Annotated in this window: 19 protein-coding genes; 6 read left to right on the plus strand and 13 right to left on the minus strand. The window is 70.5% G+C overall.

The annotated features are described in order from the left end of the window. The first annotated feature begins 56 nt into the window (after nucleotides 1–56). Nucleotides 57–2,237 carry a DUF4153 domain-containing protein gene (locus tag ACWF82_RS03980; RefSeq protein WP_452497753.1) on the plus strand — a complete coding sequence of 727 codons (2,181 nt, stop codon included), beginning with the start codon at nucleotides 57–59 and terminating at the stop codon, nucleotides 2,235–2,237. Between the two features lie 3 nt (nucleotides 2,238–2,240). Here ACWF82_RS03980 and ACWF82_RS03985 read toward each other — a convergent pair whose 3' ends face one another. Genes ACWF82_RS03985 through recC form a run of 3 tightly spaced genes read right to left on the minus strand, consistent with a single transcriptional unit; the run spans nucleotide 2,241 to nucleotide 11,010 of the window. Beyond that, entirely contained in the window at nucleotides 2,241–4,316 is a 2,076-nt protein-coding gene (locus ACWF82_RS03985) for an AAA family ATPase (protein ID WP_452497755.1), read from the minus strand. Beyond that, nucleotides 4,313–7,678 (minus strand): UvrD-helicase domain-containing protein, encoded by a 3,366-nt coding sequence (locus ACWF82_RS03990; protein WP_452497756.1) that lies wholly within the window; start codon nucleotides 7,676–7,678, stop codon nucleotides 4,313–4,315. Before ACWF82_RS03990 ends, ACWF82_RS03985 begins: the two co-directional genes overlap by 4 nt. Beyond that, the gene (gene recC / locus ACWF82_RS03995) at nucleotides 7,675–11,010 is read right to left on the minus strand and encodes an exodeoxyribonuclease V subunit gamma (RefSeq protein WP_452497758.1); all 3,336 of its coding nucleotides are present in this window, start codon (nucleotides 11,008–11,010) and stop codon (nucleotides 7,675–7,677) included. Before recC ends, ACWF82_RS03990 begins: the two co-directional genes overlap by 4 nt. Before the next feature lie 129 nt (nucleotides 11,011–11,139). Here recC and ACWF82_RS04000 point away from each other — a divergent pair, with 129 nt between their 5' ends. The 4 genes from ACWF82_RS04000 to ACWF82_RS04015 all read left to right on the plus strand — a co-directional run bounded on the left by ACWF82_RS04000 (nucleotide 11,140) and on the right by ACWF82_RS04015 (nucleotide 15,011). Further along, nucleotides 11,140–11,406 (plus strand): hypothetical protein, encoded by a 267-nt coding sequence (locus tag ACWF82_RS04000; protein ID WP_378848373.1) that lies wholly within the window; start codon nucleotides 11,140–11,142, stop codon nucleotides 11,404–11,406. A gap of 84 nt (nucleotides 11,407–11,490) precedes the next feature. Continuing rightward, the gene (locus ACWF82_RS04005; RefSeq protein WP_452498172.1) at nucleotides 11,491–12,387 is read left to right on the plus strand and encodes a tat pathway signal sequence; all 897 of its coding nucleotides are present in this window, start codon (nucleotides 11,491–11,493) and stop codon (nucleotides 12,385–12,387) included. Between the two features lie 204 nt (nucleotides 12,388–12,591). Then, entirely contained in the window at nucleotides 12,592–14,025 is a 1,434-nt protein-coding gene (locus ACWF82_RS04010; RefSeq protein WP_452497761.1) for an NAD(P)/FAD-dependent oxidoreductase, read from the plus strand. Nucleotides 14,026–14,201: 176 nt separating this feature from the next. After that, on the plus strand, nucleotides 14,202–15,011 hold the full coding sequence (locus ACWF82_RS04015) for a hypothetical protein (protein ID WP_452497763.1): 810 nt from the start codon (nucleotides 14,202–14,204) through the stop codon (nucleotides 15,009–15,011). A gap of 61 nt (nucleotides 15,012–15,072) precedes the next feature. Here the strand turns inward: ACWF82_RS04015 and ACWF82_RS04020 are convergent, their stop codons facing one another. From ACWF82_RS04020 to ACWF82_RS04035, 4 genes are read right to left on the minus strand one after another with little or no spacing between them, the layout of a single operon-like run. Further along, nucleotides 15,073–15,750, minus strand: a complete 678-nt coding sequence (locus ACWF82_RS04020) for an urease accessory protein UreD (protein ID WP_452497765.1) — start codon at nucleotides 15,748–15,750, stop codon at nucleotides 15,073–15,075. Further along, nucleotides 15,740–16,447 carry an urease accessory protein UreG gene (gene ureG / locus ACWF82_RS04025; protein ID WP_452497767.1) on the minus strand — a complete coding sequence of 236 codons (708 nt, stop codon included), beginning with the start codon at nucleotides 16,445–16,447 and terminating at the stop codon, nucleotides 15,740–15,742. Before ureG ends, ACWF82_RS04020 begins: the two co-directional genes overlap by 11 nt. 37 nt (nucleotides 16,448–16,484) lie before the next feature. After that, a complete protein-coding gene (locus tag ACWF82_RS04030; protein ID WP_452497769.1) occupies nucleotides 16,485–17,135 on the minus strand; it encodes an urease accessory protein UreF in 651 nt (216 codons plus the stop codon). 59 nt (nucleotides 17,136–17,194) lie between these two features. Beyond that, nucleotides 17,195–18,664, minus strand: a complete 1,470-nt coding sequence (locus ACWF82_RS04035) for an MFS transporter (RefSeq protein ID WP_452497770.1) — start codon at nucleotides 18,662–18,664, stop codon at nucleotides 17,195–17,197. A 91-nt stretch (nucleotides 18,665–18,755) separates the two neighbouring features. Here ACWF82_RS04035 and ACWF82_RS04040 point away from each other — a divergent pair, with 91 nt between their 5' ends. Then, nucleotides 18,756–19,448, plus strand: coding sequence for a TetR/AcrR family transcriptional regulator (locus ACWF82_RS04040; protein WP_452497772.1), 693 nt, complete (start codon nucleotides 18,756–18,758; stop codon nucleotides 19,446–19,448). 17 nt (nucleotides 19,449–19,465) lie between these two features. Here the strand turns inward: ACWF82_RS04040 and ACWF82_RS04045 are convergent, their stop codons facing one another. The 6 genes from ACWF82_RS04045 to ACWF82_RS04070 are packed head-to-tail and all read right to left on the minus strand — an operon-like array spanning nucleotide 19,466 to nucleotide 25,804. Continuing rightward, entirely contained in the window at nucleotides 19,466–19,975 is a 510-nt protein-coding gene (locus ACWF82_RS04045) for a PaaI family thioesterase (RefSeq protein WP_452497773.1), read from the minus strand. Nucleotides 19,976–19,988: 13 nt separating this feature from the next. Then, nucleotides 19,989–21,980: an acetoacetate--CoA ligase gene (locus tag ACWF82_RS04050; protein WP_452497775.1), complete on the minus strand. Its 1,992-nt coding sequence runs from the start codon at nucleotides 21,978–21,980 to the stop codon at nucleotides 19,989–19,991. A 26-nt stretch (nucleotides 21,981–22,006) separates the two neighbouring features. Beyond that, nucleotides 22,007–22,978, minus strand: coding sequence for a fumarylacetoacetate hydrolase family protein (locus ACWF82_RS04055; RefSeq protein ID WP_452497777.1), 972 nt, complete (start codon nucleotides 22,976–22,978; stop codon nucleotides 22,007–22,009). Further along, on the minus strand, nucleotides 22,975–23,757 hold the full coding sequence (locus tag ACWF82_RS04060; protein ID WP_452497779.1) for a cyclase family protein: 783 nt from the start codon (nucleotides 23,755–23,757) through the stop codon (nucleotides 22,975–22,977). The genes ACWF82_RS04055 and ACWF82_RS04060 overlap by 4 nt, the downstream gene beginning before the upstream one ends. A gap of 23 nt (nucleotides 23,758–23,780) precedes the next feature. Further along, nucleotides 23,781–24,734 carry a cyclase family protein gene (locus tag ACWF82_RS04065; protein ID WP_452497781.1) on the minus strand — a complete coding sequence of 318 codons (954 nt, stop codon included), beginning with the start codon at nucleotides 24,732–24,734 and terminating at the stop codon, nucleotides 23,781–23,783. Next, nucleotides 24,731–25,804: an alpha/beta hydrolase family protein gene (locus tag ACWF82_RS04070; RefSeq protein ID WP_452497783.1), complete on the minus strand. Its 1,074-nt coding sequence runs from the start codon at nucleotides 25,802–25,804 to the stop codon at nucleotides 24,731–24,733. Before ACWF82_RS04070 ends, ACWF82_RS04065 begins: the two co-directional genes overlap by 4 nt. Between the last annotated feature and the right edge of the window lie 105 nt (nucleotides 25,805–25,909).

The following is a 25,909-nucleotide window of genomic DNA, read 5'->3' on the forward strand; positions in this document are numbered from 1 at the left end:
CCATCCCGTGACCTCAGGTCCCGGGACGATCCAGCACACCCATGTGAGGGGACATCATGACCGAAAAACCCACGACCCCGCGAACACCCGACGGACCCGAACCAGCGGTGACCGTTGCCGAAAAGCCGACTTCCGGCACGACATCGCCTGCGGGACAAGGCAGTACCGATTCACCACAGCCGTGGACCGCGGGCTGGCAGGCCGCCGCCACGACGTCCCCGGTACGCCCCATGCCGCCACTACCTCCGCCATCACCCCCGGTCCCGCAGCGCTGGCAGCGCGTCGCCCGACCGGCCGGTGTCCTCCCCGCTGCCGCCGTGGCCGGAATCGTCGGCGCGACAGTGATTCCGGTCGACCGTCCCGGCATCGGCTGGCTCCTGGCAGGCGGCGTGATCACCGGCGCCCTGTGCCTCGTCGACTACCGCGCCCGTTCCCGCAACACCGTCAGCGGCGATACAGCGGAATCGCAGACGGTCTCGCAGCCTTCGGCGACACAGGTCGCGGCGGGCACGGAAGCGCCTGCCTCCACGGGGAACGCGCCGTCAGCCGACAACCCAGCGGTAGGTACGTCCGCCGTCGCGGCGACCGGGACGACAGGTGAGGCCACCGCGGAGGTTCAGGCGGCGGCGCGGACGCCCGCAGGCAACGCTCAGACCGCCGCGTCCACATCGGCTGTCGAGGGGTCAGCCGATGTGGAAGCGGACTCGGTCGCGAGTACCGGTGAAGGCCACGTGGTAGCGAAACCGCCTGCGAGCGTCGGGGAATCCACCGACACCACGGAGTCGTCCCGCGAAACTTCCGCAGAGACAATAGACGCGACCGACACCGATCAGCCCGCAGGGCACGGCAGGGACTCGACTACCGCGGCGCCGGGCAGCTCTTCGCCCTCAGCGGCCGAGAAGCCTTCGCCCGCAATCCAGCCCGGCGACTCCTCGCACACAGCACCCGATAACGCGTCGCCCGGCGCTACGGTCCGGAAGCGCGCGCAAGGCACCGGCCGCGGCACTGTGCCGAGTGCCGAGCCCGTCACCGCTCGTGATCGCCTGTGGTGGACCATCGCCGCACTCGTACTGCTCGGGGTCGGTACGGTCCGCGCCGCCGGGTGGTTGTTCGCGCTGTGTGTGCTGGCGGCGTGTGTCGCGGGTTCGCTGGCGGTGCTGGGGCGGCGGACGTCGCGGGGCATCGTGCACGACATGGTCGCGGTGCCGTTCGCCTCGTTCGGTGCTGTGCCGTGGGCGTTTTCGGGGATGCGGGAGGCGCGGCCCGCGGAGCTGTCCAGTGTGCGGCGGTACGGGGTGTCGGTCGCGGCGACGGCGGCGTTGCTGGTGGTGTTCGTGCCGTTGCTGGGTGGGGCGGACGCGACGTTCGCCGACTTGCTGAGCGGGTTGGTGCCCACCGTGGACGCGGCGACCGCCTGGCAGTGGATTCTGTTGTTCGGCGTGGTCGCCGTGGGTGCGCTCGGTGCGCTGTATCTGCTCGCCGGTCCGCCTGCCGCGGCGGCGGCGTCACCGCGGCCGGCGCGGTTGTGGTCGCGGAGTGAGTGGGTGCTGCCGGTCGGTGCGCTGACCGTGCTGTTCGGTGTGTTCGTCGGGGCCCAGTTCGTCGCGCTGTTCGGTGGTGACGACTATGTGCAGCGGACCGCGGGCCTGACCTACGCCGAGTACGCGCGCAGTGGGTTCTGGCAGTTGTCGGCGGTGAGCATCCTGACGCTGGCGGTGATCCTGGCGGTGCTGCGCTGGTCCTCGCACGAGACGGCGGCCGACCGGCGCTGGCTGCGGATTCTGCTCAGCGCGGTGAGCGTGCTGGCGCTGGTCATCGTCGGGTCGGCGCTCGCGCGGATGTGGACCTATCAGCAGGCCTACGGGTTCACGGTGCTGCGGCTGCTGGTGGAGGTGTGTGAGCTGTGGGTGGGTGTCGTGTACGTCCTCGTCCTGGTCGCGATCGCCCGGTTGCGGTGGAGCTGGGTACCGCGCGCCGCGGTCGGTACCGCGCTCGGCACGCTCATCGCGCTGGCGATCCTCAACCCGGAACATCTTGTCGCCGAACGGAATATCGATCGATGGGAGAACGGTAAGCGCCTCGACACCGCCTATCTGAGCGACCTCTCCCCCGACATCATTCCCGCGCTGACGCAGCTGCCCCCCGAACTCCGCACCGAGATCGAGGACCCCATCCGCGCCGACCTCGACGACGACCACTGGTGGTCCTGGAACTTCTCGCGCAGTTCCGCCCGCTGACCGCTACGACGGCGGGGTGCTCCGGGACAGTCCACTGGCCCGGAGCACCCGCCGCCCGATGGCGGCGCGGATCGACTCCTCGGTGCCGATGATGCGCACGTGGAGCCTGGCCCGGGTGATGGCGGTGTAGAGCAATTCCCTGGTCAGCAGCGTGGATTCGGGTTCGGGCAGGACCACCGAGACGGTGTCGTACTGGCTGCCCTGGCTGCGGTGGATGGTCATCGCGAACACGGTGACCACCGCGGGGAACTGGGTCGGGTGCACCAGGTACGGTTCGCTGCCGCGCTGCAGGGCCGCGCGCAGCGAACCGTCGGGGCGGCGCACGATCACCCCGGTGTCGCCGTTGTAGATGCGGGCCTCGTGATCGTTGGCGGTGACCAGCAGCGGCTGACCCGGGTACCAGACCGATTGCGGCCCTTCAGGTCCCGCGCCGCCTGCCGCCGCCCACTCCGCGGCCATCCGGTCCCAGCGCTCCACACCGAACGGGCCCTGCCTATGGGCGCACAGCAGTCGATGCGATTCCAAGGCGGTGAGGGCGCCGACCGCGTCGCCCGCGTTCGCGGCCTCGGTGACGGCGAGGGCCGCGGTCGTCACATCCGCGCGCACCGCGGCGGTGTCGTCGGGCGCGCACAGGGAGACGTCGTCACCGCCCGCCCGCAGAATCGCCAGCGCGGCGTCCGCGTCACCCGCGCGCACGGCGACTGCCAGATCCGCGATCCGGCCGCCGAAGCGCCTTCCCCGAGTCAGCCGGACGATGCCACCGCGCAGGCGGCGCTGCTCGAGCGCGGTGAGCGACTCCGTATCCGATTGCGGCCCGGAGAGATTCGCCGATGCGCCCGTCGAGAGCGGCGACTCGGCCCCGCTGTCCGGCCTCGCGGACATTCGGTGTTCCGTTGCGTGATGCCCCGACACGGCGTGCGTCCGATCTTCCGTTGGGGGCGGGCCCGGCAACGCTTGTTCGACCGCGCCGGCTCCCGTCGCGGGCTGCTCGCCGAGTGCCACATCGGACTGCAGCAACTCCCGCAGCGCCGGGTTCGGCGCACCGCTGATCGGCCCGGCGACCAGATCCGCCAGCACCGCGCCGGCGTCGACGGAGGCGAGCTGATCCGGGTCACCCACCAGTACGAGCCGGGTGTCGGGCCGCAGCGCGGAGAACAGGTGGCTCATCATCGTCAGCGACACCATGGACGTCTCGTCGACCACCACCACGTCGTAGGGCAGCCGGTTGTGTTCGTGGTGCCGGAATCGCGTGGTGCGTCCCCGCTGCCAGCCGAGCAGACGATGCAAGGTGGCGGCGGTCAGCTCGGGCAGACCCAGCTCGGCGGCCTGCTCACGCACCGCTTCCTGGAGCCGCGCGGCGGCCTTGCCGGTCGGCGCGGCCAGCGCGATGCGCAGGGCGGGCAGTTTCGGGGTGGCGCGGCGGTGGGCGGTGAGCAGGGCGAGGATCCGGGCGATCGTGTGGGTCTTGCCCGTGCCGGGACCACCCGCGACGACGGTGGTCCAGTGGGTCGCGGCGAGCGCGGCCGCCAGCCGCTGCCGGTCCGGTCCCTCGCCGAGGGGATCGGCGAAGAGCCGATCGAGTTCCGCGCGCACCAGTTCGGTGTCGATCGACGGGTGATCGGCACTGCGCTCGGTGAGCACCCGCCGCAGCGTCTGCTCCTGCTGGTAGTACCGGTCGAGGTAGAGCAGCGCGCCACCCTCGGCGTCGGCTTCGACGATCCGCAACGGCCGCAACGGCCCGGCTTGCCCACCGCAGATCAGCGGACTGCGCCGCAAGGCCGCGAGCACCCGATCGGTGTCCGGCCACGGCAGCGTCGCCGGGTCGATTCCCGTTGCGGTGTCGCGCGTTTCGTCGGCATCGATACCGATCTCCCGCATCCGCGCCAGCTCCAGGCACACCGACCCCGACCGCACCGCACGCACGGCCAGCGCCGCCGCGAACAGCACATCCTCGTCGTCCTCACGACCCATCCGCCCCAGCCGCACCGCGACGTGCACATCGGCAGCGGACAGCACACCGGCCTCGTTGAAGACACGCAGGAGCCCGGTTCCCCGCTGCGCCACCTGGATAGACGTCATCGGGCCCCTTCCGCGAGCAGATCCGACAGCGCGGCAACGAGTTCGGCAGGAGGATGCCAGTCGAAGATGCCGTGGCCGGGCGGGGTGGCCGCGCCGATCATGCCGCGCACGAACAGGTAGCGGGCGCCGCCGAGGTGGCGGGCGGGGTCGTAACCGGGCAGCCGCCAGCGCAGGTAGCGGTGCAGCGCCACCGCGTACAGCAGGGCCTGGAGCGGATAGTGCGAGCGGATCATCTCCGTCACCATGTGTTCGCGGCGGTAGTGCTCGACGGTGAGGTCGCCGGTGCCGAGCCGGTTCGTCTTGTAGTCGACGATCAGGTAGCGGTGCTCCCCCACGGCGTCGGGTACCCGCAGCACGGCGTCGATGCTGCCGGTGAGGTAGCCGCGCAGGACCGTGTCCGGGAGCGCCGCCAGGTGGTCGGCGTAGCCGGACAGCACGTCATCGGCGGGCAGGTGGGTGCGCAGCAGGTCGGCGATCGCGTGCATGCCAGCCGACCGGGCACCGGGGGTGTCGCCGCCACCGAGCGGGAGCTCGAATTCCAGCTCGCACAGTCGATCACGGGTCGCGATCCCGGCGAGCGAGCCGAAATCGGCGGGGGTGCGCAGGACTTCGAGGAGCGCGGTGGACAGCAGGTCGACATCGAGTTCGGCCATGGTGTGCTCGACCGCTTCCACGCAGCGGGTGTTGACCTCGGCGGCGAGGTCGGGTGCCGAAGTGTCGACCATTTCGAGGACGCCGTGCACGAGCGTGCCGAACTCCGCGCCGTAGGGCAGGGCATTCATCAGGGAGGGCGCGCCCATGCCGCCGGTGGGGGCGTCGACGGGAGCTTCGACCGGTTCGTCGTCGGGACCCGGGCCGTCCTCCGGTTCTTCCTCGGTGACCCCGGCGATGTCGTGAGCGCCGGCCGTGAGCGCGGAGTACGAGGTCCGTCGCCACTGCTGGTCGAGCACTCGCGTGAAACCGGCCGCGGCCAGCTCACCGGTCGGCAGTTCGGTGCGGACCCGCCGTGGCGCGACGTCCTCGGGGCGGTCGACGGCGGTCACCGAGATCACCTCGGACGCGGGTGCGGCCCACTCCGAGATCCGTTGCACCGCCGCGGTATCCGCGGGAATCTCCGCCCGGCGCGGTACCTGCGCCGATCCCGGCCGTCTACCGAGGATCATCCGGTGCAGCGGCGCGGCGCCGGTGGTGACCGCGGGCGCCCACCAGGCGACGACCTGGCACATGGCGCGGGTCAGCGCGACATACAGCAGCCGCAGCTCCTCCCCCGATTCCTCGGCCTCACAGCGCATCTGGCGTTCGCTGTAGCCGGGCGCCTCCTTGCCGCCGATATCGAGGACGCGGGTGCCGTTGTCGTCGTGGAACAGCAGCGTCGCCGGATAGGGGTTCTTGGCGCTGTCCCACGCGAAAGGCAGGTAGACGATGGGGAATTCGAGGCCTTTGCTGGCGTGCACGGTCGCGATCTGCACGGCCGCGGCGTCCCGGTCCAGGCGCCTGCTGCGGCCGCTGACGCTGCCCGCCTCCGGGTCGCGCACCCGGTCGGCGAGCCAGCGGGTCAGCGCGGTCAGGCCGAGCCCGTCGGCGAGGGCGACCTCGTCGAGCAGCTGGGCGATATGGCGCAGGTCGGTCAGTTCACGTTCGCCGTTCTCTACCGCGAGCAGTCGCGGCGCGAGATCGGTTTCGGTGGCCAGCTTGTCGAAGACGGCGGCGAATCCCGCGCGGCCGAACAGCCGGGCCGCCTCCCGCAATTGGGTGGAGACCCGGCCGACGAGATCGGCTCCGCCGGAGTCGATCTCGGCGACGGTCACGCCGAGGATCGGCGTGCACGCGGCCAGCCGCACCCGGTCGCCGCGATGCGGCTGCTCCAGCGCCCGCAGCACCCACAACCAGTCGGTGGCGGCGACAGTCGCGAACACGCTGGTGCCACCGGCCAGGACGGACGCGACGCCGACCCGGTCCAAGGCGGCCCGCACCACGTCGATCTGGGTGCGGGTGCGCACGAGGACCGCGATATCGCCAGGCCCGATCGGCCTGCGCACCCGCCCGTCCCCGACCTCGGTCAGCGAATGATCCGCGCCCCGTTCGGGTTTGGCCTCGATCATCGCCCCGGATTCGAGCAGGGTCACGATGTCGGCGGCCAGGTCGTCGGCCACCTTCGCCCGCTGCCTGCCGACCGAGGGGAACCCCGACCGGTTGCGTGGCCCTGCCCCGGTGCGCGGCAGCACCCGCAGCCGCAACGGCGTGATCACCTCGGGGTCGCCGTGCAGCCGGGTCGCGGGCCGGGTCGGCGTGACGGGGTAGACGCTGATTTCGGGGTGGCCCAATTCCGCACCGCCGCACAGATGGTCGACGGCGCGCAGCAGACCCGCGTCGCTGCGCCAGTTGCGGGTGAGTTCGGTGCGCTGCTCGGCGAGAGCGACGGCGTCGAGGTAACTGAGCACCTCCGCACCGCGGAACGCGTAGATGGCCTGTTTCGGGTCGCCGACCAGGACGAGGGTGGCGTGTCCGTGGAAGGCAAGGCGAAGGATGTCCCACTGCAGCGGGTCGGTGTCCTGGAACTCGTCGACCAGCGCCACCCGGTACCGCTGCCGGATCCGCGCGCGGGCCGGCGGGCCGTGCTCCGGGTCGGCGAGAACCTCGTGCAGCAGGACCAGCAGATCGTCGAAATCGCGCAGTCCCGCACGGCGTTTGCGGCGTTCGGTCTCCGCGCGGACCGCTGTCGCGAAGGCGACCCGCTCACCGGCCGCGCCGTCGGAGCGTGGCGCGAGGTCGGCGTGCCGGTCGTGCACGGCGGCCACCGCGAGGGTGTGCGCCTCGCGGAGGGTGAACGGCGCCCGATCGCGGGCGTAGCGCGCCAGGTAGAGGTCGTCGGCGACGGTGGCGACGAGTTCGTCGACGGATTCCACCAGCCGGGCACCCGGATCGTGCTCGCCCGCCAGGCCGAGTTCGTCGAGCATGCGCTGGCAGAACGAGTGCGTGGTGGCGATGGTGCCCGCGTCGAAATCGGCGAGGGCGGTGAGCAATCGGTGCCTGCGCAGCCGCAGCGTCGCGGGGTCGGTGTCGGCCAGGGCGCGCACCAGTTCGTCCGGATGTGCGCGCGCGATGTCCTGGTCGGCCAGGGCCGCGGCGACGGTGACGAAGCGGTCCCTGGTCCGTTCGCGCAGCTCCTGGGTGGCGGCGCGGCTGAAGGTCACCAGCAGCAATTCGGTGATGCCGATCCCCGCCTCGGCGACATAGCGGACGGCGAGCCCGACGATGGCGTGCGTCTTACCCGTGCCCGCACTGGCCTCGAGCACGGTGGTGCCTTCGGGCAGCGCGCCCGCGGCGTCGAAGGCGGCGGGCGCCGACATCGTCCCGGTCATGGCTGTCCCTGACTCTCGGCGGCGAGCAGCGGCGCCCACCAGCGGCGCGCGACCGCGCCGAAGCGAGTGCTCTCCGCCTCGCCCGCCCGCGCGGATTCGGCGGCGAGCTGGGCGAATCGGGGTGCACGACCCCACACGTAGCGCAGGTAGCGGTCGGTGTGGTCGCCGAATTTGTCCGGGCCGTTGGGTCCGCCGTCGAAGGCGTGTTCGGCGGCGAGCAGGGCATCGGCGACGCTGTCACCGCGGAAACGGCGCTCGGCGTAGGCCGCGGTGGCGGCAGGCGTGACGGGCAGCGGTTCGCACAGCCCCTCGTCGCGCAGGCGGACCAGGTCACGCAGCGCGGCCAGCGCGGCGGGGGCCTCGGGCGCCACGATCACCGATCGAGCGACCGGCCTGCTGCGGAACTGGCCGCGTCCGGTGCTGATCGCCCGCCACGACCTGTCCTCGGTCGCGGCGAGCGCGAGCAGCGAAACCCACGCCGCCAGACGGTGTTTGGGGGCCAGCCGGGAGTAGGTGGTGCGCACCAGCGTCTCGCCACGGACCTCGGGGACGGTGCCTGCCAGGGTGCGGCCGTTGCCGAGATCGATCGCGATGTCGACGGCACGCGGGGACGCTTCGTAGTCGGGCAGTGCGGTGCGCACGAGGGTGTCGACGGTGCCTTCCACCTCGTCGAGTACCGCGGCTCCGAAACCGAACGGCGGCAACGTGCCTCGCCGCCATTCCGCGGCGCGCAGCCCGGCAGGGTCGGCGCCGGTGAGCCGTGCGGTCAGCATCCGTTCGCCCAGATCCCATTTCGCCAGGCCGTCGAGTTCGATCGGCAGCTGTTCGGCGATGTCCTCGGCCTCCTCGGGCACCCGCAGCCCGAGCCGCTGCCACAGGAACGCGCGCACCGGATGTTCGGCGAACGAGATCAGTTCCGCCAGTGCGACATCCGCGAGCGGGGCGGGCGGCAGCGGCGCGGCCAGCAGCGGCGGACGCGACTTCGACGGGCGCGCGGCGGCCCGGGCACCGGCCAGGGCGACGGTGTCGAAACTGCGCGGACGGTCGGGGTCGAAATTGCGACGGTCGAAGGACTGCAAGGGGTGCCGGACATGGACCGCGTCCATCGCCGCCCGGCCCACCTGCGCGGTGAGGATGTCGAGCAGCTCGGCCACCGGCACCGCGGGCGGGCGCGCGGCGCCGGTCACCGGGTCGGCGCCGGTGTGCAGGATCAGCAGCTTCTCCCCCGCCGCCATGATCGCGTCGAGCAGCAGCTGACGGTCCTCGCTGCGGGCATCGCGCTCGCCGACCAGCGGGTCGCGGGCCAGCAGGTCGTCGCCGTCGACGGTGCCGGGGCGAGGGAAGACGTCGTCGTCGAGTCCGAGCAGCAGCACGATCTTGTGCGGCACCGACCGCATCGGGACCAGCGTGCACACGGTGAGTTCGCCGGTGCGGAAATTGGCCCGGCCAGGCCCGCCCGCCAGGCGCCCGGTCAGCAGCACCGCGACGTCGGCCAGCCGCAGCGGTGTGGCACCGGCGTGCTCGGTGGCGGCGACGATCTCGCGGCGCGCCTCGGTCCGGACCCAGGAGTGCGCGTCGGGCACATCGGTGAGCAGGTCGACCGCGCGCAGCAGCACCGCCGTCCACTCCGCGGCGGGCCGCGGGCCGCGCAGATCGCGCAGGCAGACGGCGAGCCGGTCGACGAATTCGGCGAACCGGCCCGCCAGGTCGACATCGTTGGAGTCGACGTCGTCGAGCGGCAAGGCCAGATCGAGCCAGTCGTCACCGGACTCGTCGGCGGTGACGCCGAGCAGGATCCGGTCGACGGCGGCATTGAGGGTGTTCTGCGCGAAGTCGGCGAGGCCGAACGCCTCGCGCTGCCGCTGCCCGATCCCCCAGCGGGCGCCGGACTCGGCCGCCCATTCGCGCAGCCGCTCGATGTCGTCGTCGTCGAACCCACAGCGGCGCCGCACGGTCTCACTCGCCGCCAGGTCGAGCACCTGCGTCACAGTGACGCGTCCGTCGGCCAGCTCGAGCAGCTCGATGACCACGGCCAGCATCGGGTTGGTGACCGCCCGCCCGCGATCGGCGAGCCGGACCCGCAACTGATGCGCCGGATGCTCGCCTTCGACGGGCAGATCCACCGCACCTGCCCCGCGATGCCCGAAGGCGGCCCGCACCAGCGGGGCGTAGGCCTCGACGTCCGGGCACATGATCAGCACGTCACGCGGCTGGAGCGTGGGGTCGGCGGAGAAGGCCGTCAGGAGCAGGTCGCGCAGCACCTCCACCTGCCGGGAGGGGCCGTGACAGGCGTGTATTTCGACGGTGCCGTCCGGCATGGCGCCCGCGGCCGGAACCTGGTCGTCGCGGATGGCGGTCTGCACGGCGCCGAGCAAGGTGGTCGCCGCAGGCTCGGCGGGGAGGTGAATCTCGCTGTGCAGCAACGGGTCCAGACGCTGTTGCAGTTCGCGAACGTCTCTGGCCAGTCCGGCCAGGAGTGGGTGGCGAACCAGATCGGCGGTGTGGTCGGCCGATCGCGGGACCGCGCCGCTGCGGTCCGGGGTTTCCGCCGCCGACAGCGCCGTCCACATCGCCGGGCTCGGATGCGCGAGCCACAGGTGAACCTCGCGGTGTTCGGCCAAGGCGGCCAGAACAGCCAACTGATCGGCAGGCAGCCGGGTGAGACCGAACAGGGACAGGCGTTCGGGAAGATCGACGGAATCCGGTTCCGCCCGCAGCCGGGCGCACGCGACAGCCAGGCGCTCGGCCGGGCTCGGCGAGCCGACGGCGGTGCGCAATGCCCGCCAGAGCCGGGGTTGCCAGGCCAGGTCGTCGGGCACGGTTCCGCTCGCGCCGTCGGTGTCGGCGCCCGCCGCCCAGTCGAGGAGAAGTTGCGGTCGCTGCGCGGCGTAGGAGTCGAACAGGGTCGCGAGGTGCGTGGCGGTGGCGTAGCGCCTGCCCACCCGATGCCCGGCACCGGGCAGCCCGAGATGACGCGCGAGAACCGCCGCCCACGGCTGGTCCGCGACCTCGTCGATCACCCGGAGCAAGGTCCACACCAGCCGCTGCCCGTGCCACGGATCGTCGGCGGGCGCGATCCCGCTCGCCGCGGCCAGCACCTCGGCCACCAGCGCCGTCGGCGCGGGAAACGCGATATTGGCGGCCACACCGTCCCCCGTGCCCGCCACCCCGAGCACACCCGACAGCCGCTGCGCCAGCCAGCGCTCCACGCCTTTGGCCGGCACCGCGACCACCTCGGTGGTGAACGGGTCGGCCGGTACGGCGCCGAGCACATCCGCGAGTCCGTCGGCCAGCGCGTCGGCGCGTTCGGCGCGATGGAGGTGCAACGGCATCCGTTGTTTATACGCCCAGCGACCGACCCGCAATCGTGCGGCCCCGCCGTCGCCACCGAGCAGGGTTAGTGAAATAGGCCACACCACAACGCGTTACCGGCCGCGCCTGCGCTATCGGGGAAGCCGCCCGTGGGATCGTTGTCGTTCGGGTGGGACAGTTCGGCCGCAGGCGAAAGGCTGGTCCGGTTCATGATCGCGCAGGTGATTCCCCTGGTTCCCGGTGGCGGTTTCATCGTCCGCCGCGCAGGCGCCCGCTGGGAGCTGATCAATTCCCGGCGTTACGGGCCGGAGCAGGTGCTGCACTCCTGGCCGCTCGATCAGCACGGCGAAGCGTTCGAACACTGCCATCGTCTCAACGGCTGCCCGATCGCGACACCGCACGCCGCCCATCACTGAGCGGAAAACCCGTGCGGCGCAACGGCGCTGTCACAACATCGCCGATTTCTTCGCAAATAGTGCGCTGGGGCGCCGGGTGTGCGAGTGTGGTCCCTCGTGCGTGACCGTTCCCCCTCCACCCGCGTCGTATCCCGGGTCGCAGCAACCACCTGTCTCCTCGCCGCCGCGGCCGTCCTCACTCCTGGCGTCCCTGTGCTGACCGCTCCGGCGCACGCCGCGCCGCCCGCGTTGACCCAGGTGTCGCTACCCGGCTTCGACAACGACATGAGTTCGCGGATCGCGCGAGTGAACTCCTACCTCGCCGGGCGCCCTGGCGTCGTCGGCTACGTCCTGCGCGACCGCCAGACCGGCGGGATCTACGCCAACGAGCACGCCGAGAACCAGGTGTGGACCGCGTCGACGATCAAGCTCGCCATCGCCGCGGACCTGCTCAACCGGGCCAGGGTCGGCGCCATCGGCCTGTCCCCCGAGGACCGCACCAATATCGAGGCGATGCTGGCCACCTCCAACGATGCCGCCACCAACGTGCTGTGGAACAAGTACATCGGCTTCGACCGGATGGCCTACAACAACGCGTTCCGCGCCTACGGCATGGTCAGCCTGATCCCGCAGCCGACCATGTCCGCGATGTTCCCCGACTGGTCGTTCCAGAAGTGCACCGCCGCCGACCTCGACCGGCTGATGAACACCATCCTCGACACCATGCACCCCGACGACCTGGCCTACCTGCTCGACCGGATGCGTTCGGTCGACTCCAACCAGCACTGGGGCGTGTGGGGCGCCGGCTCGCGGATGCGTCCCGGCCTGAAGAACGGCTGGTCGGCCGAGGCCGACGGCTGGGTGGTGAACTCGGTCGGCGTCGCGGGCAACGGGGAGCGCTACACCCTCGCCGTCATGAACGCGCTCGGTGCCGAGGGCGGCTACACCGAGGGCGCCGAGACGGATACCAAGGTGGCCGAGCTTCTGCTCGCCGGTCGCTGACCCTTCCCGTCCCGTATTCTCGATCTTGTCAGCCGGTCCGGGCGCCCTGGTGGATCTCACCGCGGCGCCCGGCACCCGGTGAAAGAACGCACCACAGCAAGATCGGAACCGGGATCTCGTGGCGACGTCGCATCCGGAGCCGACTACGGTTAACCCTGTCACCACCATTGCGGGGCCCACCCCAGTCTGTCGAGGAGCAGGACGATGAGCACTCAGTCTGTCGGGAACCAGCGACACCGTGTGGTGGTGATCGGTTCCGGGTTCGGCGGTTTGTTCGGCACCAGGCACCTGCGCAAGGCCGATGTCGACATCACCCTGATCTCCAAGACCTCCACCCACCTGTTCCAGCCGCTGCTGTACCAGGTGGCCACCGGCATCCTCTCGACCGGCGAGATCGCCCCCGCGACCAGGCTGGTGCTGCGCAAGCAGAAGAACGCGCAGGTGCTGCTCGGTGACGTCCACGATATCGACCTGGTCAACAACACGGTCACCTCGCGACTACTCAACCGCGACACCGTCACCCCCTTCGACAGCCTCATCGTCGCCACCGGCGCGCAGCAGTCGTACTTCGGCAACGACCACTTCGCCACCTTCGCGCCCGGCATGAAGACCATCGACGACGCGCTCGAGCTGCGCGCGCGCATCCTCGGCTCCTTCGAGCAGGCCGAGCTGGCGACCAGCCAGGAAGAGCGCGACCGGCTGATGACGTTCATCGTCGTCGGCGCCGGCCCCACCGGTGTCGAGCTCGCCGGCCAGATCGCCGAGCTCGCCGACCGCACGCTCGACGGCACTTTCCGCACCATCGATCCGCGCGACGCGCGCGTCATCCTGCTCGAGGGCGCCGGCGCGGTGCTCGGCCCGATGGGCCCGAAGCTGGGCGCCAAGGCCGCCAAGCGGCTCGAGAAGATGGGCGTGGAGATCCAGCTCAACGCCATGGTGACCGATGTCGACGCGCACGGTGTCGTCGTCAAGGACGCCGACGGCAGCACCCGGCGCATCGAAGCCACCTGCAAGGTGTGGTCGGCCGGTGTGCAGGCCAGCCCGCTGGGCAAGATGATCGCCGAGCGTTCCGACGGCACCGAGGTCGACCGGGCCGGTCGCGTGATCGTGGAACCGGACCTCACCGTCAAGGGCCACCCGAATGTCTTCGTGGTCGGCGACCTCATGTCGGTGCCCGGCGTGCCGGGTCAGGCGCAGGGCGCGATCCAGGGTTCGACGTATGCGGCCAAGGCCATCAAGGCCGGTCTCAAGGGCCAGACTCCCGAGCAGCGGGCGCCGTTCAAGTACTTCAACAAGGGCTCGATGGCGACGATCTCGCGCTTCGACGCCGTCTGCCAGATCGGCAAGATCGAGTTCAGCGGGTTCCTCGCCTGGTTGGCCTGGCTGGCGCTGCACCTCTACTACCTGGTGGGCTACCGCAGCCGGATCGTCACCGTGATCGGCTGGTTCGTCTCGTTCCTCGGCCGCAACCGCGGCCAGATGGCCGCCACCGAGCAGTGGGTCTTCGCCCGGCTGGCGATCGAGGAGGTCCAGTCCGACCAGGCCGACGCCGACGAACTCGCGGCGGCCCTCGGCGCGCCCCCCGGCAGCAACAACAAGCGGGCGCGGGTGCGCGAGCAGCAACGCGAAGTCGGCTAGTACACGCCGCACGCAGGCCGGGTGGTTCTCCGAACCCCCCGGCCTTTCTCGTTTCCAGTTGCCTTTCCGCACACCGGCATTCCGGGTTGCCATCGTTTCGGACCCATCCGGGTCCGGCACCGGTCCGAATGCCGGAGGTCATATGTGAGACCAATCCCCAGGATGAAAGGTGATCTATGGCGACGGGGAAACACAGGGCGCCGAGCCCGCAGCGACAAAAGGTTGGTTCGGTCGTCGCGGCTGGAGCGGTCCCGCTGGTCATGGCCCTGATCGGCACGGGCACCGCGAATGCCGATCCCGCGCAGGCGGCGGTGACCCAGCCCGAGCACCCGGCCGGACCGGTATTCGACGCGGTGGCGCCCAACACCACTCCGTATGTGGGCCAGCAGATGCCGGAGAATACGCGCAGCTCACTGCAGTGGTCGCGGACCGGCCCGGAGACGGACTACCTGTCGCCGGTGGGCACGCTGCACGCGCCGGCCCCGGTCGCGCCGGTCCCGCCGATCCTGCCGCCGCCGGGGCAGTTCCGCTTCGGTGACCAGCTGGTTCCGGTGCCGGACTTCGTTCCGGTAGACACCTCGATCCAGATCAACGACGCCTCGGCCAACGCCGAGGCCAATCTCGCGACCTTCCTCGACTCGGTCGGGCTCGAGCGCAGCCGTTCGGACCGGATCGCCTCGTCGACCCTCGGCTCCGCCGCGCGCGGCGCAGCGGTCGGGTCGACGGTGGCCACGCCTTTCGCCATGGCGGCGAGCACGGCGGGCGCGGTGGCCGGCCTCGTCACCGGTGTCGTCTTCTTGCCGATCGGCCTGGTCGCGGGCCCGATCCTGGGCGGGATGGCCGGCTACACGGCCGTGTCGGTGCCGTTCACGATCGTCGGCGCCGGTATCGGCGCCGCGGTGGGCGCGGCGAGTGGCTTCCTCGCTCCGCCGCGAGCGGCGGAGCCGGATTCCATCGCCGACGACGCGGAGATGGTCAGCGCCTGATCCTCGGGCACACAGCAGTGGGAGCCGGGTATCCGTCCGGCTCCCACTGCTGTTTCGTGCGCTATCCGACGGCCGCCGCGACCGGAACGCCGGCACTCAGACGAGTACTCGTGCGGGTGGCGAGTGAGCCACCGGCGGCCAGCGGCAACCGCACCGCGTCGATACTTCCCGCCCAGGCGGCCCGATCGTCCGGATAGACCAGTTCGCTGTCGAGCGCGCGCGGCGCGCGCAGCCGGTCGTCGGTGGACGCCTCCGCCCCGAGCTCGAGGCGGTGCCGCAGCAACGGGATCGCACCGAGGTCGGCCACCAGGTCACCGCGCCATCCACCACTGTCCTCCCCGCTGCGCCCCACCTGCACGCGTTCGCGCAGCCGGAGCCGGGCATCGGACGCCAGCTCGACCATGGTCACCGTGTGATGGTGCGCGCCGCCTGCCACGATCGTCGGCTCCGGGTCGAAGTCCAGTTCGGCGCCCGCCCCGATCTCGAAGCGCCAGCGCGCCACCGACAGCGGGGTGCGGGTACTCGGCAGCGCGATCGTCGCCGCCACCGACCGGACCACCAGCCGCGCGCCGGGCAGCACCACGATGCCGATGTCGAGTTCGTCCCCGCCGAGCGGGGTCGCCGCTGTGCCGATCAGATGCACGGTGTCGGCACCGGTGTACCGCCCGGCCAGGCCGCCCACCGCCTCGATGCGGGGCAGCCTGCCCGGTGCGGCGACGATGCTCAGCTCAGTGCGCAACGCCGGTGGCCGCGTCCTGCTCGGCGACGACGCGCAGCTGTTCGCGCACCCAGGCCAGCACCGGGGTGGCGGCCGGGTCGTCGGTCAGCGATACCAGGGCGGTGGGGCGGCCATCGCGCACCTTGGCCGCGTCGCGTTCCATGACACCAAGATCCGCGCCGACCAGCGGAGCGAGGTCGGTCTTGTTCACCACCAGCAGGTCGGAGAAGGTGACGCCGGGGCCGCCCTTGCGCGGCACCTTGTCCCCGCCTGCCACGTCGACGACGAAGATCTGCACGTCGATCAGGCCGGAGGAGAACGTCGCGGTGAGATTGTCGCCGCCGGACTCCACCAGGATCAGATCCAGCGGCGGGTTGGCCGCCACCAGGTCGTCGATGGCGTCGAGGTTGGCGGTGATGTCGTCGCGGATGGCGGTGTGCGGGCAGCCGCCGGTCTGCACGGCGGTGATCCGCTCGTCGGGCAGCACCGCGTGCCTGCGCAGGAAGTCCGCGTCCTCGGTGGTGTAGATGTCGTTGGTCAGCACGGCCAGGGACAGTTCCTCGCGCAACTGCCTGCACAGGGCGGCGACCAGCGCGGTCTTGCCGGAGCCGACCGGGCCGCCGATGCCGATGCGCAGCGCCTCACCCGGCGCGCGGTGGCGCTTGGGGCGGTCGTGGCTGTGATCGTGCGGTTCGCCATCGATCAGGTGGGGAGGCATGGGAACTCCTTCTCGTTGGGACGGGGCTTCGGCGCGGTCAGGACGCGAACAACGGCATGTCGCGGTGCAGATGACGTTCGGCCAGCGCGTCCTGCACCGGATCAGACAGCGCGGCCGGACCGGTGGCGGCTTCGGCGGCGATCCGGTCGCACAGCGGCGCCAGCCGCATCGTGCCCGCGGCGATGGCGGCGGGATCGAGGGCGAGCAGGCGCTGGGCGGCGGTGGCGGCGCCGGTGAGCGTCGTGTAGACGACCACACCGGCGAGCTGTTCGGGGTCTGCCGCGCAGGCGGCGCCGACCATGCCGAACACCGTCGACAGATGCGGCCGGGCCCCGGCGGGAGCCCAATCATGGTGCGGCCACAGTTGTTTGGCCAGCCGCAGCAGACCGCGGCCCTGGGCGCGCGAGGCGGCGCGGGCCGCGGGCGACGGGGTGCGGGCGTCGGCTTCGAGTTCGGCGCGTTCCGGGGTCAGCGTCGCGGCGCACACCGCGGCGGCGAGCGAGGCGGCGACGAGCCCTGAGGTCGCGATCCGCCGGCGCAGGTACAGCTCGACCGTCGCGGTGTCGCGCACCAGCCCCGACGACACCGCCTCCTCGACACCGCCGGAGTGCACGTGCCCGCCGATCGGCAGGCGCGAATCGGCCAGCGCGAGCAAGGTCGCCAGTCCGGCCGCACCCTCGTTTCGCATCCGCCGATCCTATGCACGGACCTGGACATCCGCCCGGTGAGGGCGACGTGCGCCCTCGCTCAGCGGGTGTCGCGCGCCGAGCGCCAGGCCAGCACCGCCATCGCGATCAGCAGCAACGCGCCGCCCGCGGTCGCGACATGCATACCGCTGACGAAGGATTCGCGCGCGGCATGGATCAGGCCGGTGTCGCCGTTCGCGTGGGTGAGTGTCTCACCGAGGGTGTCGCCGAAGTCGCCGCCGGACCGGAAGACGAGTGCGGCGACCGAGCCGAACAGCGCCAGACCGAGCGCGTTGCCCAGCTCGAAACTGGTCTCGGAGATCCCGACCGCCGAGCCTGCCCGTTCGGCGGGGACGGCCGACACCGCCACATCCGACACGAGCGTGAACGAGATGCCGTAACCGATACCGGCGATCATCGAACCCAGGATGTACCAGACCAATCCGCCGTCGACACCGACGCCGAGCAGCATCAGATTGCCGACCGCCGACATCACCAGGGCGAGCGTGAACGTCGCCCGCACACCGAGCCTGCGCCCGACCCGCGCGCCACTCATCGAGAACACGAACACCGCGACCGCCATCGGGATGCCGAGCAGCGCGGCCTGCAACGGATCGCGGCCGGTCACCGACTGCAAGTAGATGCTGGTCAGGTAGCTCAGCGCGGCCAGCGACATCATGCCGACCAGACTCGCCCCGATCGCCACCCGGAACAGCGGCCGGGTGAACAGGCCGAGGTCGAGCAGCGGCTCGTCCAGGTGACGCTGCCTGCGCACGAATGCCACCAGCACGAGGACACCGATCGCGGCGATCACCAGCGAGGTGAGGTCGAAGCCCTCGGCGGCGATGTGCTTGATCCCGTAGATCACCGGCAGGATGCCGCCGATCGACAGGGCGACGCTGGGCAGGTCGAGCGGGCCGAGCGCGGCCGACCGGTGCTCGGGCAGCAGAATCGGCCCGAAGATCAGCAGGATCGCCAGCACCGGGATGTTGATCAGGAACACCGAACCCCACCAGAAGTGGTGCAGCAGCAGCCCGCCGATGATCGGCCCGACGGCCGAGCCACCGGCGAAGAACGCGGTCCAGACGCCGATCGCGGTCGCGCGTTCGCGGGCATCGGGGAACAGGCTCGAGATCAGCGCGAGGCTCGACGGCAGCAGGGTCGCGCCGCCGATACCCATCAGCACGCGCGCGGCGATGAGGATCGCGGCGGTCGGGGCGAACGCGGCGAGCACGGAGGCGAGGCCGAAGATGGTGGCGCCGACGAGCAGGATGTTGCGCCTGCCGATCCGGTCACCGAGGTTACCCATGGTGATGAGCAGACCCGCCAGCATGAAGCCGTAGATGTCGAGGATCCAGAGCTGTTGGGAGGCACTGGGATCCAGGTCGGTCGTGAGGGTCGGCATGGCGAGGAACAGCACCGAGATGTCCATCGACACCAGCAGCACCGGTAGCAGCAGCACGCCCAATCCGAGCCATGCGCGGCGTCCACCGGCGACTGCGGTGGGCACCGCCGGTTCCAGCTTCGTCATTCCGACATCCTTCCAGGGGTTTGCGTACACCGTACGCGGGGAACGGGTACAGTGTACGCACACACGGGCAAAATCGAAAGTGAGTCATGGGATGACTGATGCGAAACTCACTCGCACCGCGATCGTCGACGCCGCGATCACCCTCGCCGATGCCGACGGATTGGACGCGGTGTCGATGCGCCGCATCGCCGAACGGCTCGAGGTCGGCACCATGTCGCTGTACCGGCACGTGGCGAACAAGGACGAGCTGATCGCGGCCATGACCGACGAGATCGGCGCCCGGCATCCCTACCCGGATCCGGCGGGCCAGGGCTGGACCTGGCGCGACCGGGTCCGCATCGCCGCGGAGATCGATTGGGAGCTCTACCAGCAGCATCCCTGGGTGCTGCTCACCTTCGCCGTCCCCCGCTACAGCTTCGGCCCGCAGGGCCTGACCAGCCTGGCCTGGCTGGTCGAGGGCCTGCGCGCGCTCGACGTCTCGGCCCGCGAGGCCACCACCATGGCGTTCACCGTCTGGAACTACATCTCCGGCGCCAGCCTGCCGGTGGTCGGCGGTGCGCTGCTCGCGGAGAAGCGCACCGCGACCGACGACGCGAACGGCTTGCGTGACCTCCTCGACGGCACACCGTCGTTCCCCGTACCGCCCGCGCTGGCGGAGCTGCACGGCGCCGGCGTGAGTAACCTCACCTCGGAGGATCTGCTGTTCCTCGGCCTCGACGCCCTCTGCGACGGTTTCGCCGCCCGCGCCGAACGCCGCGCCACAGCGGCGGCGGACGCGAGCTAGTACCGGGCGGACCTCGATCAGACCGGAACGACCAGGCAGCTACTCGTAACCGTTGCCAGCACGGCGCCGCGAGAGTCGCGGAGGTCCGCTTCGGCGAAGGCGACTCGCTTGCCGGGCTTGGTGACCCATCCGCGCGCGAAGATCTCACCGGTGTGGACCTGGATGGGCCGCAGGAAGCTGACCTTGATTTCGATCGAGGTGTACCCGAGCCCGGCGGGGAGCGTGGAATGGACGGCGCAGCCCGCGGCCGAGTCGAGCAGCGTGCAGGCCAGGCCGCCGTGCACCATGCCGATCGGGTTGTAGACGGATTCGTCCGGAGTGCAGCTGAAGACGACCTCGCCGACATCGACTCCGACCAGTCGCGCGCCGACCAGCTCGCAGATCGGCGCTCCCGGACTCTCGCCACGCATCCAGTCGGTCAAGAACTCCAGACCAGAACGGCTCCGGCGGGCTTCAGCGGTCAGATGTGGGTTGCGCCAGGACACCGTCTTGGTTCGGATACCGTCCGCGACCTGGTCGATTGTCATGTTGGCTGCTCCTTCAGGACGAACGGACATGGGTGGCGAACCAGTCGAGCAGTTCGGGCGCGTCCACCGTGCTGCGGTCGATCACGCGCGTGGGATCGGAACCCTGAAGCAGCCGTTTGAGCGGCACCTCGAGCTTCTTGCCGGTACGGGTGTGCGGAATGCCGGGGGCGGCGATGATGTCGTCGGGTACGTGTCGTGGCGACGCCTCGGCACGGATCGTGGCCTTGATCCGATCGATCAGTACCGAATCGAGCGCGACACCGTCCGCAGGCACCACGAACAGCGGCATCCAGTACCCGCCGCCCGGCTGCTCGATCCCGAGTACCAAGGCCTCGGTGATCTCCGGCATTCGCTCGACCGCCTGGTAGATGTCCGCACTGCCCATCCGGACTCCGTTGCGGTTCAACGTGGAATCCGAGCGCCCGTGCACGACCACGCTGCCGCGGTCGGTGATGGTGATCCAGTCGCCGTGCCGCCACACACCGGGATAGACGTCGAAGTAGGCCTCGCGATAGCGCTGCCCGTCCGGGTCGTTCCAGAATCGCACCGGCATCGACGGCATCGGCGCGGTGATCACCAACTCCCCGACTTCGCCGCGCACCGGATCACCCGCCTCGCCATAGGCGTCGAGGGCGACACCGAGACACGGCGCCGACAGCTCGCCTGGCCATACCGGCACGGTCCGCGCACCGCCGATGAACGCCGCTACCACGTCCGTGCCGCCGCTGATCGACACGACGGGGATGTGCTCGCCGATGTTGTCCCGCAACCACATCGACGACGACGACGGCAGAGTCGACCCGGTGATACCGACTGCCCGCAGGGCACCGAGATCATGATCCGACCTCGGTACCACCCCCGCCTTGGCGCAGCCGAGCACGTAGCCGGGGCTGGTTCCGACGACCGTGGCCCGCGCGTCGGCCGCGATGCGCCACAGCGAGTCCGGGTCCGGATAGCCGGGGCTGCCGTCGTAACAGACGATCGTCGCGCCGACCAGCAGACCCGCGACCTGGATGTTCCACATCATCCAGCTCGGGCTGGTGTACCAGAAGAACGTGTCCGATCGGCCGATGTCCATCTGCAGGGCGAGCGTTTTCAGATGCTCCAGCAGCACCCCGCCGTGCCCGTGCACGATGCCCTTGGGCAGACCCGTCGTCCCCGAGGAGAACACGACCCACAGCGGGTGATCGAACGGGACCTGGACCGGGCGGAGCTCGTGCTCGCCGTCGACCGCCGAGGCCCAGTCGACGGTGTCGGCGCGGTCGTCGGGTGCGCCGACGCGCGAGACAAGGATGGTGGCGTCGACCGTGTCGAGACCGGAGCGCAGCTCCCGCACCTCGGCACGACGGTCGTGCACCTTGCCGCCGTAGCGGTAACCGTCGGCGGTGATCAAAACGGCTGGTCGGAGCTGGCCGAGTCGGTCCAACGCCGCGGGCGCCGAATAGTCCTGGCCGCAGGCACTCCAGACCGCCCCGACACTCGCGGTGGCGAGGAAGGCGACGACCGCCTCCGGGATGTTCGGTAAGTATCCGACCACACGGTCGCCCACACCGACGCCGTGGCGGCGCAGAGTCGCGGCGAGTGCGGCGGTCTGCCGCCGGAGTTCGGGCCACGACATGGTGTGGGCGTCGCCGTCACTCTCGGCCGGGGCGACGATGGCGGGTCGGTCGTCGCGGGTGTTGCGCAGCACCTGGTCGACGTAGTTGAGCTGGGATCCCGGAAACCACACCGCGCCAGGCATTTCGGCATCGCCCAGCGTCGTCTCGGGCCGCTCGGCCCGGATCTGGAAGTAGTCCCATACCGCGGCCCAGAAGTCACCGAGGTGGTCGACCGACCACCGCCACAGCGGGGCATAGCCGGAGAACGCAACACCCGTCCGGCGCTCGACGAAGGCGGCGAAATCGGTGATCCGCGCACCGTCGATATCGGCAGGCGACGGAACCCACTGGGGTACGGCACTGGTCGCCGGATTCTCCTGGCTCGGCGTAGCATTCGCTGGGCTCACGGCGGCACCCGCCGAAACTGTCGGGTTCATTGCTCACGATTCTCTCGGGGTCGGCGAACGCCGTCGGCCGGCGCGGATATCGGCCTGCGCTCGGCGGGCGGAATCGGGTGTAGGGGTGGACCGGCGATCACCGTGTTGTGGATCGTGCCGATGCCCTCCACGGTCATGGTCACGGTGTCGCCGATGCCCAGCGGCGGCGGCTGTCGATCGCCGCGCCATCCCCACAGCTCGGCGAGACACCCGCCACCGCACGTCCCGGAGCCGAGCACGTCGCCGGGGCGCACCCAGGTGCCGCGACTGGCGTAGGCGATCAACTCGGCGAACGTCCAGGCCATGTTCGCCAGCGTGTCGCCGCCGACGCGGGTGTCGTTGACGAAGACCTCCATGGCGAGGTCGTAGCGACCGTCGCGCTCGTAGTCGACGAGTTCGTCCGGGGTGACGAGCACCGGGCCGAGAGTGGTTGCGGTGTCCTTGCCTTTGGCCGGTCCGAGCCCGACGCGCATTTCCCTGCTCTGCAGGTCGCGCGCCGACCAGTCGTTGAGGATGGTGAACCCGGCGACGTGATCGAAAGCCTCGGCCACGGACAAGTTGAAACCCGCTGTGCCGATCACGACCGCGACTTCCAGCTCGAAGTCCAGCAGCTCGCACCCGGGCGGGACCGGAACCGGTGTGCCCGAACCGATCGCGGCATGGGGGTTGGTGAAGTAGAAGGCCGGCGCTTCGTACCAGGCGTCAGGTACCGCGGCGGTCCCGGTGACCGCGCGCAGCGAGCCCGCCGTGTGCTGTTCGAAGGTGATGAAGTCGCGGATGGTGGCGACCGGGACCGGCACCGCCGGCGAGCCGGTCGCGTCCCAGGGCAGATTGCCCGAGGAGCAACCCGGGTCTCCGGTCGCGAGAACCTCGAAGACGTCGGCGGACTCCGCGAGCAGGTCGATGCGATCACCATCGATGACGCCGTAGCGCCGGATACCGTCGACGAGCAGGGAACCGATTCTCATGCCACCGCCTCGTCGAAGATCGCCACCGCGCGGGTCCATCCCGCCGAGGCTCGGTGGATCTTCACCGGGAAGCACGCCACCTGGAATCCGTGAGCGGGAATCGACTCGAGGTTGCCGAGTTTCTCGATGTGGCAGTACCCGATCTCGCGTCCCGCGCGGTGGCCTTCCCAGATGATGCTCGGGCCGTGGTCGGCGGCGTAGCGCTCGGCGGTGTAGGTAAACGGCGCGTCCCAGCTCCAGGCGTCGGTGCCGGTCACCCGCACGCCTTGGCGGAGCAGGTGCAGCGTCGCTTCCCTGCCCATGCCGCAGCCGGTGATCACGTAGTCGTCGTGGCCGTAGTGGCTGCCCGCGCGGGTGTTGACCAGGACGATGTCGAACGGCGCGAGGGTGAATCCGATGCGGTCCAGTTCCCGATCGATGTCGGCGGGAGTGACGACGTAGCCGTCGTCGAAGTGCCGGAAGTCGAGTTTGACTCCGCGCCCGAAGCACCACTCGAGCGGGACCTCGTCGATGGTGATGGCTCGTTTTCCGCCGTCCATCGTGGACGCGTAGTGGTAGGGAGCGTCAAGGTGGGTGCCGTTGTGGGTCGTCAGACGGATTCGTTCGATGGCCCACCCTTCGCTGTCGGGCAGGTCGTCGGCCTCGGCTCCGGGAAAGAACCGCAGCAGTTCCGCACGCGTCTGCTGATGGTCGAAGTAGTCGATCTCCGGCAGGTGACCGGGCGGGTCGGACGCGATACCCGCCTGCAATGACACGGACAGGTCGACAATTCGTCGCATGGGACTCCCATCGATTCGGGTGTTCATCGGATCGCCACCGCGGCCACCGGGGAGCCGACCGCGCCGGTGATCGGCAGCGGTGCGGCGGCGAGCATGAATTCGTAGCGGCCGTCGGCGGCGCACGCGGCGGAAAGCGCGTCCAGGTCGAACATCTCCCCGACCGCCAAACCCATATGTACCAGCGCGATTTGGTGCCAGGGCTGGAACGTCTCGATCTCGTTGGGCCGTACCTCCACGCCCCAGGTGTCGGTGGCGACGGCGGCGATGTCGTGCTCGGAGAGCCAGGGCGCGGTGTGCAGCGACAGGCCGGGCGCGGCGCCGCCCGCGTAGTCGCCCCAGTCGCCGCGGCGCATGCCGAGCTGTCCGGTCCGCACGATCAGCGCGTCCCCGGGCTGGACGGTGGCCCCCTGTGCGGCGAGGGTGTCCTCGAGGTCGTCGACAGTGATCGCGTAGCCGGGATCGAGGCCGGCGACGCCGCGCCGGACCGGCAGGTCGATCAGCACCGCGCGCAGGACCATGCGGTCGGTCCAGTGCTGGATGCCGTTGCGGCCTGCTCCACGGGACGTGTGTTCGGCGGCGCTGTAGCCGTTCCACATCTTGCCCTGATGGAAGATGTGGGACAGCGCATCCCATTGGGTACCGCACTGCGTGCCCATGACGATCATGTCGTCGGAGAAGCCGAACCCGCCGGTGGGTCCGAACGCCGACAGGATTTCCTCCTGAGCGCCCGCCAGATGATCCGTGCCAGTGGCGGTGGTGACCAGCTGCGGGTTCGAGCGCAGCCCGCCGGGCTGCGGGCCGGCCTGGTCGTAGGGCAGGGTCAGCGAGATGACCTGGCCGGTCTGGACAAGAGCCGCGGCGGCGCGCACCTGTTCGGGTCCGACGAGGTTCATCGCGCCCAGCTCGTCCTCGTCGCCCCAGCGGCCCCAGCGGCTGTAGCGGGCGATGTAGTCGTCGAGGATGTCGGCGCCTGTCACGAGTGTGCCTCGGCGGCAACGGTTTCGAGGATCCGCTCGAGCCAGTCGAACATCGTCGGAATCACCTCGGGCAGTTTGGTGACCGCGCAGTGGCCGGTATCGGGGATCAGATGAACCCGGGTGTCGCGGCGGCCCTGGAAAACCAGCGTGTCGTGCTGGGGGATGTGGACATCGTCGGCGCCGTTGACGATCAGCATCGGGGCGTTGCGGTCTTGGTCGAGCAGGGGGCGGAGGGAGAACGCGGCGAACCGCGCTGACAGTTCCTCGGGTGTGGGGCGCTGGTCGAAGCCCAAGGCGTTGCCGACGATGCCGTCCATCCCGAATCGGCTCAACCCCGTACCGGTGAAGGCCGCTTCCACGGGCCCGCCCAAGACGACGGCGGCATCGACCTCACCGGCGAGGCCGGATCGCGCCGAGTAGTGGCCGCCCATCGAGATACCCAGGTGTGCGACGACTCCGTTACCGAGAGTGCGGGCGTACTCGACGAGGCCGCGCACGACGTGGGCGCCGCCGTCGGAGGTCATCGGGATGGCCGATTCGCCGGTTCCGGGGATGTCGAAGGCCAGCACTCGCACCCCCAGGCGCAGCGCGGAGGCCGCAAAGATCTGGTGCAGGTCCATCTTCCAGGTGTCGACCCCGCCGCTGGCGAGGAGCACCGGCGCGTCGGCGGGCAGGCCCGCCGGGGCGAGCACATGCACCGGCACCGCGGTGGTGGTGTCTCGATACGGAAGATCCAGCACGCGGCGGTCGAAGTCGACGCCGAACCCGGGGGCGGCGAGCTGGTACTGGGTGAGCTGGTTGGCGAGTGCGGCTCGTTTGGCGTCGTCGGCCAGAGTCGGGAACTTCGCCCACCCGTAGGCCAGGGCGGCCAGGTCGTGTCGGCCCTGCCCGGCGTAGCGGGCGGCCAGCCGCGACCACTCGCGGACCCAGCCGCCGGGTGCGTCGGTCCACATCTCGGTGATCGCGGCGCGTGCCGCGTCCACGTCGGCGGCGGGCAGGCCGGTGTTGACCATTTGCGGATAGCGCTCGACGAACAGGTCGGCGGGATCCAGTGGCCATTGATACGACATCGCGACTCCTTTGACGCCCGGGACTTAACGCAAGTTGCTTGCGTTAATGACGCTACGCCGCCGGACTCCATTAACGCAAGGGTCTTGCGTTAAAATGTCGAACGT

Source organism: Nocardia sp. NPDC055053 (assembly GCF_053608285.1).